The organism is Bellilinea caldifistulae (genome assembly GCF_001306055.1).
Lineage (GTDB): Bacteria > Chloroflexota > Anaerolineae > Anaerolineales > Anaerolineaceae > Bellilinea > Bellilinea caldifistulae.
Genome location: NZ_LGHJ01000001.1, coordinates 1 through 12,344, shown reverse-complemented (window position 1 = coordinate 12,344; position 12,344 = coordinate 1). Strand labels below are relative to the sequence as shown.

Annotated in this window: 17 protein-coding genes, 1 tRNA gene and 2 riboswitches; of the genes, 4 read left to right on the top strand and 14 right to left on the bottom strand. The window is 58.2% G+C overall.

What is annotated here, in order from left to right:
• Nucleotides 1-10 precede the first annotated feature (10 nt).
• The 5 genes from AC812_RS00080 to AC812_RS00060 all read right to left on the bottom strand — a co-directional run bounded on the left by AC812_RS00080 (nucleotide 11) and on the right by AC812_RS00060 (nucleotide 4,218).
• On the bottom strand, nucleotides 11-814 hold the full coding sequence (locus AC812_RS00080) for an ABC transporter ATP-binding protein (RefSeq protein ID WP_061912930.1): 804 nt from the start codon (nucleotides 812-814) through the stop codon (nucleotides 11-13).
• Between the two features lie 2 nt (nucleotides 815-816).
• Complete coding sequence (locus tag AC812_RS00075; protein WP_145962456.1) at nucleotides 817-1,962, bottom strand: FecCD family ABC transporter permease; 1,146 nt, start codon at nucleotides 1,960-1,962, stop codon at nucleotides 817-819.
• Entirely contained in the window at nucleotides 1,859-2,791 is a 933-nt protein-coding gene (locus tag AC812_RS00070; RefSeq protein WP_061912928.1) for an ABC transporter substrate-binding protein, read from the bottom strand. Before AC812_RS00070 ends, AC812_RS00075 begins: the two co-directional genes overlap by 104 nt.
• A gap of 206 nt (nucleotides 2,792-2,997) precedes the next feature.
• A riboswitch (cobalamin riboswitch) is annotated at nucleotides 2,998-3,142 on the bottom strand.
• Nucleotides 3,143-3,198: 56 nt separating this feature from the next.
• Complete coding sequence (locus AC812_RS00065; RefSeq protein WP_145962454.1) at nucleotides 3,199-3,630, bottom strand: DUF6069 family protein; 432 nt, start codon at nucleotides 3,628-3,630, stop codon at nucleotides 3,199-3,201.
• 3 nt (nucleotides 3,631-3,633) lie between these two features.
• Complete coding sequence (locus AC812_RS00060) at nucleotides 3,634-4,218, bottom strand: TetR/AcrR family transcriptional regulator (RefSeq protein ID WP_061912926.1); 585 nt, start codon at nucleotides 4,216-4,218, stop codon at nucleotides 3,634-3,636.
• 298 nt (nucleotides 4,219-4,516) lie between these two features.
• A riboswitch (FMN riboswitch) is annotated at nucleotides 4,517-4,651 on the top strand.
• Nucleotides 4,652-4,751: 100 nt separating this feature from the next.
• On the opposite strand from AC812_RS00060, the gene AC812_RS00055 reads away from it, so the two are divergent.
• From AC812_RS00055 to lexA, 4 genes are all read left to right on the top strand, one after another.
• Nucleotides 4,752-5,609: an ABC transporter permease gene (locus tag AC812_RS00055; protein ID WP_082148847.1), complete on the top strand. Its 858-nt coding sequence runs from the start codon at nucleotides 4,752-4,754 to the stop codon at nucleotides 5,607-5,609.
• Nucleotides 5,610-5,624: 15 nt separating this feature from the next.
• Complete coding sequence (locus tag AC812_RS00050) at nucleotides 5,625-6,632, top strand: ABC transporter substrate-binding protein (RefSeq protein ID WP_061912925.1); 1,008 nt, start codon at nucleotides 5,625-5,627, stop codon at nucleotides 6,630-6,632.
• Nucleotides 6,601-7,392: an ABC transporter ATP-binding protein gene (locus AC812_RS00045; protein WP_061912924.1), complete on the top strand. Its 792-nt coding sequence runs from the start codon at nucleotides 6,601-6,603 to the stop codon at nucleotides 7,390-7,392. The genes AC812_RS00050 and AC812_RS00045 overlap by 32 nt, the downstream gene beginning before the upstream one ends.
• Before the next feature lie 109 nt (nucleotides 7,393-7,501).
• A complete protein-coding gene (lexA, locus tag AC812_RS00040; RefSeq protein ID WP_061912923.1) occupies nucleotides 7,502-8,227 on the top strand; it encodes a transcriptional repressor LexA in 726 nt (241 codons plus the stop codon).
• A 65-nt stretch (nucleotides 8,228-8,292) separates the two neighbouring features.
• Here the strand turns inward: lexA and rplL are convergent, their stop codons facing one another.
• The 9 genes from rplL to AC812_RS17005 all read right to left on the bottom strand — a co-directional run.
• The gene (gene rplL / locus AC812_RS00035; protein ID WP_061912922.1) at nucleotides 8,293-8,676 is read right to left on the bottom strand and encodes a 50S ribosomal protein L7/L12; all 384 of its coding nucleotides are present in this window, start codon (nucleotides 8,674-8,676) and stop codon (nucleotides 8,293-8,295) included.
• A 77-nt stretch (nucleotides 8,677-8,753) separates the two neighbouring features.
• A complete protein-coding gene (gene rplJ / locus AC812_RS00030) occupies nucleotides 8,754-9,287 on the bottom strand; it encodes a 50S ribosomal protein L10 (protein WP_061912921.1) in 534 nt (177 codons plus the stop codon).
• 202 nt (nucleotides 9,288-9,489) lie between these two features.
• Nucleotides 9,490-10,209 carry a 50S ribosomal protein L1 gene (rplA, locus tag AC812_RS00025; protein ID WP_061912920.1) on the bottom strand — a complete coding sequence of 240 codons (720 nt, stop codon included), beginning with the start codon at nucleotides 10,207-10,209 and terminating at the stop codon, nucleotides 9,490-9,492.
• 51 nt (nucleotides 10,210-10,260) lie between these two features.
• The gene (gene rplK, locus AC812_RS00020; RefSeq protein ID WP_061912977.1) at nucleotides 10,261-10,686 is read right to left on the bottom strand and encodes a 50S ribosomal protein L11; all 426 of its coding nucleotides are present in this window, start codon (nucleotides 10,684-10,686) and stop codon (nucleotides 10,261-10,263) included.
• 89 nt (nucleotides 10,687-10,775) lie between these two features.
• Nucleotides 10,776-11,477: a transcription termination/antitermination protein NusG gene (gene nusG, locus AC812_RS00015; RefSeq protein ID WP_346265121.1), complete on the bottom strand. Its 702-nt coding sequence runs from the start codon at nucleotides 11,475-11,477 to the stop codon at nucleotides 10,776-10,778.
• A 30-nt stretch (nucleotides 11,478-11,507) separates the two neighbouring features.
• Entirely contained in the window at nucleotides 11,508-11,774 is a 267-nt protein-coding gene (gene secE / locus AC812_RS00010; protein WP_061912919.1) for a preprotein translocase subunit SecE, read from the bottom strand.
• Between the two features lie 97 nt (nucleotides 11,775-11,871).
• Nucleotides 11,872-11,944, bottom strand: a tRNA-Trp gene (locus tag AC812_RS00005).
• A 54-nt stretch (nucleotides 11,945-11,998) separates the two neighbouring features.
• Complete coding sequence (gene rpmG / locus AC812_RS17010; RefSeq protein WP_082148844.1) at nucleotides 11,999-12,169, bottom strand: 50S ribosomal protein L33; 171 nt, start codon at nucleotides 12,167-12,169, stop codon at nucleotides 11,999-12,001.
• A 41-nt stretch (nucleotides 12,170-12,210) separates the two neighbouring features.
• The coding region (locus AC812_RS17005; protein ID WP_082426480.1) for an EF-Tu C-terminal domain-related protein at nucleotides 12,211-12,344 on the bottom strand (134 nt) is incomplete at its 5' end.

Genomic DNA, 12,344 nt, shown 5'->3' with positions numbered 1-12,344 from the left:
TGCCAGAAAATCAGGCCATCAGCGGCACAACCAGCGGGTATTTTCCATTCGGGCTGCGCATGACCTCCAGCGGTACACCGAATGCCTCGCTCAACATCGCCGGGCGCAGCACATCGCTGACCGTCCCGCAGGAACGCACACAGCCATCCACCATCAGCAGTACCCGGTCGGCATACCGCGCCACCAGATTCAGGTCATGCAGCACCACCAGCGCCGCCGGTGAGTGCGGTTTACCGTTGCCGTTACCGCTGATCGGCTGGCGGACTACTTCCACCACGCGGTTAAGCAGGCCGATTTGGTACTGTAAATCAAGGTGAGTGGTCGGTTCATCCAGCAGCATGACCGGGGTGGCCTGCACCAGGGCGCGCGCCAGCAGCAGGCGCTGCAATTCGCCGCCGGAAAGCTCCCCCACCAGCCGTTCAGCCAGATGAGCCGTATCGGTGCGGCGCATGGCTTCCCGAACCAGCTCTTCATCGGCGGGGCTTAGCTGACCAAACCAGTTCAGGTAGGGAGTGCGTCCCAGCGAAACGACCTGCCAGGCTGTAAACCCGGCCGGCAGGTTACGCGCCTGAGGCACAACCGCGATCATCCGGGCGCGTTCCTGTACCGAAAGCGAGCAAAGGTCTCGCCCGTTGTAGCGGATTGAACCGCACTGAGGCGGCAAAATACCACTGAGGGCGCGTACCAGCGTGGATTTACCCGCACCGTTCGGGCCGATCACCGCCAGAATCTCGCCATCCGCCAGCCGAAAACTGACATCTTTCAAAACCGGCTTGCTGCCGTAACCAACCGTCAGGTGGGAAACTTCAAGCATGGTCAACTCCAATAGGGAAGCGTGCGCGAACGCCGCAAAATCCAGATAAAGAAAGGTGCGCCGGCCAGGGCGGTGATGATCCCAACCGGTAATTCCTGGGGAGTCATGACCACCCGTGCCAGCACGTCCGCAACCAACAGAAAAGCCGCCCCGCCCAGCAAAGAGAGCGGCAGCAGACGGCGGTAGTCGCCGCCGGTCAGCAGGCGCAGCAGGTGCGGGACAATCAGCCCGACGAAACCGATGATGCCGGTAAACGAAACCGCCGCTGCTGTCGCCAGCGAGGAAACCGCAATGATCACCCAGCGGGTCGCCTCAACCGGTAATCCTAACTGCTGGGCCTGCTCATCGCCAAACTGCATGACATTGAGGGCGTGTCCCATCGTCATCAAAATCCCCAGCCCGATCAGCCAGTAGGGCAGCACCGCCAGCACCGGCTGCCAGCCGCCCATCGCCGATCCGCCCATCAGCCAGGCAATCGCCCGGCGCAGTTCACCGGTTGAGCGCAGCAGCAGGAAGGAAGTCATCGCGCCGGTGAAGGAGTTGACCGCCACCCCCGCCAGCAGCAGATTGGTGACCGGCAGGGAGCGCCCAACCCGCGCCAGCATGACCACCATCAAAACCGTAAGGACTGCCCCGCTGAACGAAGCCAGCGGCACAGCCAGCAAGCCAAGCGCATCATAGCGCCAGCGCAGGCTGAGTGCAATCACCGCCCCCAAACCGGCCCCCGAAGCCACACCGATCAGATAGGGGTCGGCCAGCGGATTGCGAAACAGTCCCTGATAGGACGTGCCGCACACCGCCAGCGCCGATCCGGTCAGCGCTACCAGGGCGGTGCGCGGCAGGCGCAGGGAGAAGAGAATGGTATCCGCCACGCGCAGGTCGCCGCCGATTTCGGTTCCGCTCAACCGCGCCGCCACCACCCGGGCCATGTCCATCAGGGAAAGGGACACACTGCCCACCAGCACGCTCAACAGCAGGGCAGCCAGCAGGGCAACCAGAGCGATCCAGAATGGGTGAACAATGCGTCCCTTCATGCCATCCTCATCAAGGCACAGGCACAGCGTGAAGAATGCGCGCCAGTTCTTCCAGCCCGTCCACCAACCGCGGGCCGGGGCGGCTGGCCAGGTCATCGTTGAATGGAAGGACACGCCCTTCTTTGACGGCGGTCAATTCACCCCAACCGGGGCGGGCAGCCACCTGTTCGGGGGTAACCCCAAAATTGGCATCCCCCAGCAGGATGAAGTCGGGGTCGGCTTCCAGCAGGGCTTCGATGCTCATCTGCCCGTATTGGCTGCCCATTGCCCGACCGACATTTTCGGCTTTGGCCATCTCCAACAGCGTGTCAATGAACGTGCCGTTGCCGGTTGTCCACGGTTTGGAGGGATCGGTGCCGTCAATTTCGTAAAAGACGGTCGGCCGCTCTTCAATGTTTGCCAGTTTCTGCTGGACGGCTGCCACCCGCACGCTCAGTTGGGTGACCAGCGTTTCAGCCTCGGCCTTGTGGCCGGTCAGCTCGCCAACCGTGATCAGCATCGGGTACATTTCTTCCATGGTGAGGGGATTTTTCAGGTAAAACACCGTCAAACCGGCATCTTCGAGGGATTTAACCAGCTCCGGCGGGTGAATTTCGGCCAGCAGCACCAGGTCGGGGTTGAGGGCGACGATTTGCTCAATCGAGAAGCCCATAAAATCACCCAGTCCGGGCAGTTCCAGCGCCTCCGGCGGGTAGTTACTGAAATTATCGCGGCCGACCACCTGACTGCCGGCGCCAACGGCGTACAAAATCTCGGTATTGGAGGGCGCCAGGGAAATCACCCGTTGAGCCGGGGCAGCCAGTGTCACCGTGCGGCCGAGGCCGTCGGTCATCACAATGGGGCTGGCAGTGGGGGTTGCCGCCGGCGTGGCAGGCTGAGCGCAGGCGCCCAACACAAGAGTCAGCAGCAAAACAAAGACGAGTAGAACGCCATGACGTTTCATTTCAAAAAACCTTTCCGATTGAATGGGTTTTGGGTTTGGAAACAGGCTGCTGGACGAGCCAGCGGGGTTCAGGGAATGGGAATTTTGGTAAAAGGCGGCGCTGGCTCACCCAACAAAATCTCCCTGCCGGTTGCGGGCAGGGAGGGGAGAGATCGGAATTTGCGGTGTTGCCAGTCCAATGTTCCCCACCTCCTTTCCGCGAGAGTGTGGTGAACGCCTGCCGGGCGGGCGGCCTGGCTTATTCGGCAGGTTTGCCGAAATTACAGTTGCGCGTCAGCACCGGACTTGCACCGGTTTCGCCTTTCAGCCTTTCCATCCGGGGAATGGGGCACCCCGCAGGCACTCATTCAATTGTAACTAGATTGTACGGTTTTCCTGGGTCGGTGTCAAGGAAAATTCCTCCCCCTTCACTCCCTTGTCATGCGGCTGAGCACAAAAATCGTAATCACTCCGGCAATGACGTGGAAGACGATCAGCACACCAAAAGCCTGAGGCGTGCCGCCCGGCATGGGGGCCATTTGGGGATTGCCCATCAAGGCCAGGTTGGGAAGGACGGAAAGCACCAGCGCTACCCAGGCAATCACCTGAAAGGGACGGAGGGGGTTGGGCATCACCCGCGCCATCAGCCAGAAGACCAGCCCGCCCAGCGCCGTGCCGATCAGTGTGAAAACGGCAATGGGGCCGGGGGTGAGCGGTAAAAAGCCGGGCGGGAATTCGATCACCAGCGAAAGCAACTGACGGGCAATCAGGTTGGCGGCTACCGAGTAGCCCACCGCCAGCGCCGCCGCGCGCGGGATTTTGTTCCGGTCCACCGTTGGGGAAGTGTGTGGCGAGTCCAAGTCTTAACCTCCGTTCTGAGATGTGAGATTTTGACGGATCTGCTCCGCCAGAAAGCCGGCCGCCTCGCGCAGCGGACGGGCATCGTGCAGCGTCCGGCTGAGCAGGGTTGCCCCCTCGATGACCGCGACGATCAGCAGGCCGAGCGATTCGGCGGCCGAGGGGTTCACACCCGCCGCCATCAACCGCCGGCTGAACACTGCCTGAATTTGCTGGTAAGCCCGGCGGCAGGCCTGATTGATCGGCGGACTGCTGGTAACCGTTTCCAGCGCCACCAGCATCAACGGCCCGCCGGCGGCGAAACCGGATTGCTCCACCCGCCGGGCAATTTCTTCCAGCAGGGCGCGGATGCCCTCGGCCGGGTCGTCATAACCGGCCAGGTGATCTTCGATGATTCGCGCGGTGGCTTCGGCTGCGCTGTGGACGGCTTCCACGGCAATCTCGGTCTTTCCGCCGGGGAAGTAGTGATACAGCGAGCCTTTCGGCGCGCCGCTGGCCTGGATGATTTCGTTCAGGCCGCTGGCGTGATAGCCCTGCCGTTCCAGCAGGTCACAGGTGGTCAGGATAATCTTTTCGCGCGGACTGGTCATCGGTCAATCTCTATCAAAATATCCTATAAAGATGATTATTATCAATTATATCAACCGGTCTATATATCTGTCAACTGCCCGCCTTCAAATGCAGCATCTTACCGGCAGGAAAGCAGTCCCTTTCACCAACGAGTACCGGCTTCAAGGCAAATCAAACTTGCCTGCTAATCGCTTGCCGAGCATCAACGCAATGATCCAGAGGATTAATCCTTGGTGTGATATTCGGCATAAACTATGGACATTCGTCAGAATTGACATTCTGACTTTCCCCATCTATAATAACCCTAGTTGAATATCAAAAAGCCTTCGGGGCAGGGTGAGGAAGCAGCGCTTCCAATTCCCGATCGGTGGTCAAAACCCACGAGCGCATTTCCGCGCACGACCCGGTGAAATTCCGGGGTCGACGGTACAGTCCGGATGAAAGAAGGCCAAACTTCGCTCCAGCGATTTGTTTACACGCCGCTGCATCCTGCCCCGAAAACCCATCGTTTTCGGGTTTTTTGTTTTACCGGAAAGTGTCAGGAAAATCAACCATGGAAATCAGCATCCCCAACTTGAATAATCTGAAACCCCCGCTGGGGGGAGAGGCCGGCGTTTCGGCCTGGCTGCGCCGCCTGCGTCTTTTTATCACTCCCATCTCACTCCTGCTGGCGCTGCTGATCTGGGAAGGACTGGTGCGCATTGCCCAACTGCCGGCTTTCATTCTGCCCTCACCCGGCCGGGTGGCCAGCCGCTTCTGGCAGGCCCTGACCGACGGCACCCTGCTGCGCCACACCTCCACCACCCTGCTGGAAATCACGCTCGGCCTGCTGGCCGGCACCTTGCTGGCAACCGTGATCGGCTACCTGATTGCCAAATCACCGCTCTTTGAGCATCTGCTGGCTCCCTACCTGGTTGCCAGTCAGGCCATTCCGATTGTCGCCATTGCCCCCCTGCTGGTGATCTGGTTCGGGCCGGGCATTTTTACCAAGGTGCTGATCTGCGCGCTGATCGTCTTTTTTCCCGTGCTGGTCAACACGGTCGTCGGCCTGCGCGCCGTGCCGCAGGAACTGCGCGCCCTGATGCGTTCTCTGCGGGCTACCCCCTGGCAAAATCTGAAGTATCTGGAAATTCCGGCCGCCCTGCCGGTCTTTCTGGGCGGTTTGCGGGTTGGCGCCACCCTCTCGGTCATCGGCGCGGTAATTGGCGAACTGGTGGCCGCCGACCGCGGGCTGGGTTTCCTCATCAATGTGGGACGCGGCCAGTATGATACTGCCCTGGTCTTCGTCGCCGTTTTCACGCTGGTCACCCTCGCCCTATTGCTCTACGGCGTGGTAATCCTGCTGGAGCGCCGCATGTTGGCCTGGCAAAGCGAACCCTACAAACGCAACGGACATAAAATCCTCGACTGACAAGGTGATCGAATCATGCGTAAACTTCATTCCCTCCTCATTGCAGCCCTGCTGCTTGTCATTCTGAGCGGTTGTGCCACACCGGCCACCCCCGCCCCCACCGCCGGCCTGACCCCCATTCGTCTGCCGGTGGGTTTCATCCCCAACATTCAATTTGCACCGCTGTATGTCGCCATCGAGCGCGGCTACTTCCGCGAATTGGGCCTGGATGTCTCACTGGATTACAGCATGGAAAATGACAATGTCGCCCTGGTCGGCGCCGGTCAAATCCCCTTTGCGGTGGTCTCGGGTGAGCAGGTGCTGCTTGGCCGCGCCCAAGACCTGCCGGTGGTTTATGTCATGTCCTGGTACCGCGATTTTCCGGTGGGCATTGCCGCGCTGGAATCGAGCGGCATCCGCCAGCCGGCCGACCTGCGCGGGCGCAAGGTAGGCATCCCCGGCACCTACGGAGCCAGTTACATCGGTTTGCAAGCCCTCTTGAACGCTGCTGGACTGAAGGAAACCGACATCAACCTGCAATCCATCGGTTTCAATCAGGTGGAAGCACTGACTACCGGGCAGGTGGAAGCCGGGGTGGTGTACATCGTCAACGAGCCGATTCAGCTGCGTGCCCTTGGCTATGATGTGCGCGTCTTGCGGGTGGCCGACAGCATTGCCCTGGTATCCAACGGCCTGATCACCAACGAAAAGACACTGAAAGAAAACCCCGATCTCGTCCGGCGCATGATCAGCGCTTTCCTGCGCGGAGTGCAGGATACGGTTGCCGACCCGGATGCGGCCTACGAAATCTCCACCCGTTATGTCGAAAACCTGGCCAGTCTTTCGGAAACCGATGCCGCCACCCAGCGCGGCGTGCTGAGCGCTTCGATTGACCTGTACCAGACCAACCCGTGGGGTCAGTCCAATCCGCAGGCCTGGGAAAACACCTTCAACCTGTTGGTACAGATGAACCTGATTCCTGCCACCCTGGATTGGAAAGCCGCCTTCACCAATGAATACCTCCCCCGCCCGCCGCAGTATTGAGATGACCCATCAACAACTCCCGCCACCGGCGCTGGAAGTGCGCAATCTGAGCATCCTCTTCCCGGCCGAGGGGGGTACTTTTCACGCTCTGCGCGATCTGACCTTCTCGGTGCAGCCGCAGGAATTTGTCTGCATTCTCGGCCCTTCTGGCAGCGGTAAAAGCACCTTGCTGCGGGTGCTGGCCGGTCTGCTGCCCCCCAGCGCTGGTGAAATCCGATACGCGGACGGCAAGCCGCCGCGCATCGGTTATGTGTTTCAACAAGCCAACCTGATGCCGTGGCGCACCGCCATCGAAAACATCACCCTGCCGCTCGAATTACAGGGCATTCCGCGCGCTCAGGCACGCCAGCAGGCCCAGGAATTGATCGAACTGATCGGGTTGAAAGGCTTTGAGGAGGTTTTCCCGCGCGACCTTTCGGGCGGCATGGCTCAGCGGGTAGCGATTGCCCGCGCTCTGATTCAGGATCCGGATCTGCTGCTGTTGGACGAACCGTTTGGCTCGCTGGATGCCCTGACCCGCGAACGGATGGGCAGTGAACTGCTCCACCTGTGGCAGGTGCGCCGAAAAACCGTCCTGATGGTCACCCACTCCATCTCGGAAGCTCTACTGCTTTCCGACCGTGTGCTGGTGCTGACCCCCCGCCCCGGCCGGCTGGCGCTTGACTTCCGCGTACCACTGCCTCGCCCGCGCAGCGATGAGATGCGCTACACCGCCGCGTTTGGAAAACTTTCACGAAGATTAAAAGCTGCAATTGGTTGAGATTTTTTCGAAAAATACTATTGACACAGAACAATTGTTCGTGTATTATAATAGTACAAATGGTCGAATAATTTCAAACAAGGCTTTTTGGTCAAGAAAGTGAGGCAGCATGATGATGGCGAGACGCAGCCAGGGCTTAAGTGAACGGCACCGAAAAATACTGGATTTCCTCACCCGTTTTCAAGAGGAAAACGGCTATTCCCCCTCCATTCGCGAAATTGGGGATAGCATCAACGTCAAATCCACCTCGCTGGTGGATTATTACCTGAACCAGCTCGAGCAGATGGGGTTCATCTCGCGAGATAATCGCGTATCGCGCTCCATCCGCGTGCTGGAACCGGCTGAACGGCTGCTGAACCGGGCCGTCAACACCGTCCGGCAGGCCGGGCGGCAACTGGACGACATCATCCCCATTCCGGTGCTGGGACGGATTGTCGCCAGCGAGCCGATCCCCGTGCCGCCCTCCGATCTGGCGTACTTCGATCCGGACTACAGCGTGGAAATTGCCCGCAGTCTGCTGCCAACTCGCGAACGGCCGGAAGACCTCTTTGCGCTGGAAGTACAGGGGGACTCGATGATTGACGCGATGGTCAACGACGGGGATACCGTCATTCTGCGCCGGGCACAGGAAGCCAACAACGGGGATATGGTGGCTGTCTGGCTGGATGACCGCGATGAAACTACCCTCAAGTACTTCTACAAAGAAAAAGACCGCGTCCGTCTGCAGCCGGCCAACCCGACTATGGGGCCGATCTACGTCGAAAATCCGGCAAGCCTGCGCATCATGGGTAAAGTGGTCATGGTCATCCGCCAGGTCAAATCGGTAGCCGCCTGATTTGCAAAACACAAAACCCCCCGCCTGAAAACGGGGGGTTTTTGATGCTTGCCAGAGGTAAAAAACTAGACAACCTCGACGACCGCGCCAGCCGCTTCCAGTTTGGCTTTGGCATCGTTGGCGGCTTCTTTGCCAACCCCGCTCAGCACTTTGGCACCGGCGGTTTCGGCCATTGTCTTGGCTTCCACCAGACCCAGGTTGGTCAGCTGGCGGATGACCTTGATGGTCTCGATCTTCTTGGGGCCAGCGTCCTTGAGGACGACATCGAACTCGGTCTTCTCTTCCACCGGTTCAGCAGCAGCGGCGGCAGCCGTCGGGGCAACCGCCATAGCAGCCACCGGAGCGGCGGCAGAAACGCCCCATTTCTCTTCCAGCATTTTTACCAGTTCAGCAGCTTCCAGAACCGAGAGTTTGCTCAGTTCTTCAACCAGTTTTTCTAAGTCAGCCATTTCAAATTCTCCTTACAAGAAATTCGTAGTAGTTTGTTTGTTGAAAAGTCCTGTTTGACAGGTAATTGAACCATTGACTAGGCAGCAGCCGGGGCAGCGCTCTTTTCGGAGTAGGCCTTGATGACTGCCGCAAGACCACGGGCGGGCTCGGCGAGGGTGCGAACCAGTTTGGAGGCCGGCGCCGAGATGGTGCCCAGCAGCGTGGCGCGCATGACCGGCAGCGGCGGCAGCTCGGCGAGCGCTTTCACCTGCTCAACGCTGAGAGCCTGAGCCCCCAGATAGCCGCCCTTGATCGCAAAGATCTCGGACTTGGCGGTCGCATCGCTCAACACCTTGGCCAGCGCCGGCGCATCACTGAACGCAAAACCCACCAGTGAAGCGCCATCGAACACCGATTTGTCCTGAATGCCGACTTCTTCCAGCGCCAGTTTCATCAAGGTATTCTTGACGACATGCAATTCAGCGCCGGCTTCGCGCGCTTTGGCGCGCAGGGTATCAATGTCCTTCATCGTCATTTTGTTGTAATTCAGGACAAATACACCCTGGCTCTGCCGCAGCCATTCCACATACTGCGCAACCATTTTGTTTTTGTGCTGTTTTGAGAATGCCAACGAGGATTCACCTCCTTTCTTCTTAAGATAAAAGTCTTTGCCCTGCATTGGCCGGGCAAAGACTTTTAACCACTGCCAGAAGGCAGCCTCAACTTCGCGGAAAAGTCCTCACCTCGGCGGGATATTAAGCCCCTTGCGGGGCACCTGCTTTCAACGGTGCAGGGAATATTCACTTTTCAGGAAATCAGGTTATTTGCCTGTTTCACTCCTTCATTGCCATGCTTTGGGCCTGGATTGCATCCACGCGGATACCGGGACCCATCGTGGTGGTAACCGTCACCTTGCGGATGTAAGAACCCTTGGCAGCCGCCGGTTTGGCTTTTTTGATTGCATCCATCAGGGCTGCCATGTTGTTGTACAGTTTATCGGTGTCGAAGGACACCTTGCCAATCGGTACGTGAATGTTGGCGGTTTTGTCCAGCCGAAACTCAACCCGGCCGGCTTTGGCTTCCTGAATCACGCGCGGCAAATCATCTGCCGGAACCACCGTGCCGGCTTTGGGATTGGGCATCAAGCCGCGCGGGCCGAGCACCCGCCCAAGGCGGCCGGCTTTGCTCATCATGTCCGGCGTGGCAATTGCCACATCGAAGTCGGTAAAGCCGTTTTGAATCTTGGTGATCCATTCGTCGCTGTCGGCCACGTAATCGGCCCCGGCTTCTCTGGCTTTTTCAGCCCCTTCACCCTGGGCAAAGACCAGCACACGCACCGTCTTGCCCAAGCCATGCGGCAGGACGACCACATCGCGTACCTGCTGATCGGCCTGACGTGGGTCCAAACCCATGCGCAGGTGAACTTCCACTGTAGCATCGAATTTGGTAATCGAAGTTTCTTTTGCCAGAGCAAGCGCTTCCTCAGGCGTGTAAGACTTGCCGGGAGAGATTTTTGCACTGGCGGCTAAGTATTTCTTTCCGTGCTTTGCCATGATATCTCCTTCGTGGTGCTAACGGGCCGTAACCTGCCCTCCCACTTTTGCTTAATCTACTACCTGAATGCCCATGTTGCGGGCGGTACCTTCGATCTGCCGCATGGCATCTTCGATGTCCACTGCGTTCATGTCTTTCATTTTGATCTCGGCGATCTCGCGAATCTGAGCGCGGGTGACTTTGCCCACCTTGGTGCGGTTGGGTACGGCTGAGCCCTTTTCAACACCGGCTGCCTTTTTCAGCAGCACCGCCGCGGGAGGCGATTTCAAAATGAAAGTGAAGGAACCATCGGTATAGACGCTGATTTCCGCAGGGATCACTTCGCCGGCGCGGTTTTGTGTGCGGGCGTTGTATTCCTTGCAGAATGCCATGATGTTGATCCCGTGCCCGGCCAGGGCAGGGCCAACCGGGGGTGCCGGGTTTGCTTTGCCGGCCACCAACTGTAACCTTACGACTGCTTTTAGTTTCTTTGCCACTTTTTCTACTCCTTCGTGGTCATAACGGGTGGTTTGGGGAGCACCCTCCCACAAACAATCCTCGTCGCCGAGGATTTATCTACACTGTTTCAGGCTTTTTCCACCTGCAGAAAATCCAGCTCCACAGGGGTTTCCCGGCCAAAGAAATTGACCATGACCCGCACTTTATTGCGCTCCTGATCAATTTCCGCCACGGTACCGCGAAAATCGTTGAACGGGCCATCCACAATCCGGACGCGCTCGCCAACTTTGAAAGTCACCTTGACATGCGGCGCTTCGGCTTCCATGCGTTTGAGGATTTGAGCCACCTCTTCGGGGCGCAGCGGGGTGGGCTGGTTGCCCATGCCGACAAAGCCGGTCACGCCCGGGGTGTTGCGCACCACGTACCACGACTCTTCGGTCATGATCATGTTGACCAGCACATATCCCGGAAAGACGTGACGTTCCACCGTGCGCCGTTTGCCGTCCTTGACCTCAATTTCTTCCTGGGTGGGGATGACCACGTCGAAAATCTTGTCCTTCATCCCCATCGTTTCGATGCGTTGTTCCAGATTGTGACGCACTTTGTTTTCGTAACCGGAGTAGCAATGCACCACGTACCAGGCCCGCTGTTCGGTACCCGGTTCCTCAAAGGTGGGGAGCTCCTCTTCCGCAGGCGGTTGCTGTGCAGCTGAGCGGGATGCGCCGGTCGAACCGGTTGTCTTTTTGACCTCCGGTTGCGGTTGAGGGAGGGGTTTTTCCTGCCCTTCCTCAGGCTCTTTCATTTCGTCATACGCATCCTGCATTCCCATCTACTCCTTTACGGTTGACTTTCTGCCACATTATCCCAACAGCAAACCAATCAAAGCCGAGAAAACATAATCCAGCAAACCCAAAAAGACTGCCATCAAGAACATGACCACCAGCACAATTCTGGTCAAACGCCAGGCTTCCTGGGTAGTTGGCCAGGAAACTTTACGCAATTCGCCAATCGTTTCACGCCAAAAACGCACCAACCGGTTGGGTTGTTTGCTTTTTTCAGCCGATTTGCTCTTTTCGGGCTGCTTGGTTTTTTCAATCGTTTTGCTTTTTTCGGTTTTCTCAGCCACACAAAGCTCCTTCTTACTCAGGCTAAAACGCCGCTTTCCTGCTGATTGCACCTCCGAAAGGTACGTCGGGCCGGAAAGGGCGTTGCCCGGATTGAGGCAGGCCAGGCAGGAGTCGAACCCACAACCCCCGGTTTTGGAGACCGGTGCTCTGCCAATTGAGCTACTGGCCTACGGCAGGGTGAGACAGCCAAGAAATTACGCATCTGCCTCACCCCGATTATACCCTACTTCGTTTCGCGATGCAGTGTGTGTTTACGGCAGCGCGGGCAGTACTTGCTCAATTCCAGACGCCCCGGATCGTTGCGGCGGTTCTTCTCGGATGTGTAGTTGCGCTCTTTGCACTCCGAGCATGCCAGAGTAATTACCGGGCGAATATCTTTCTTCTTGGATGCCATACTTTCACTTGCGGCTTATTGAATTAAGCCGACACTCCTTCTCAGTCGAGAATCTTGGTAATCACACCCGCGCCGACGGTCAAACCGCCTTCGCGAATGGCGAATTTCGAACCCTGTTCCAGCGCCACCGGCACGATCAATTCCACTTCCATGTTGACATTGTCGCCCGGCATCA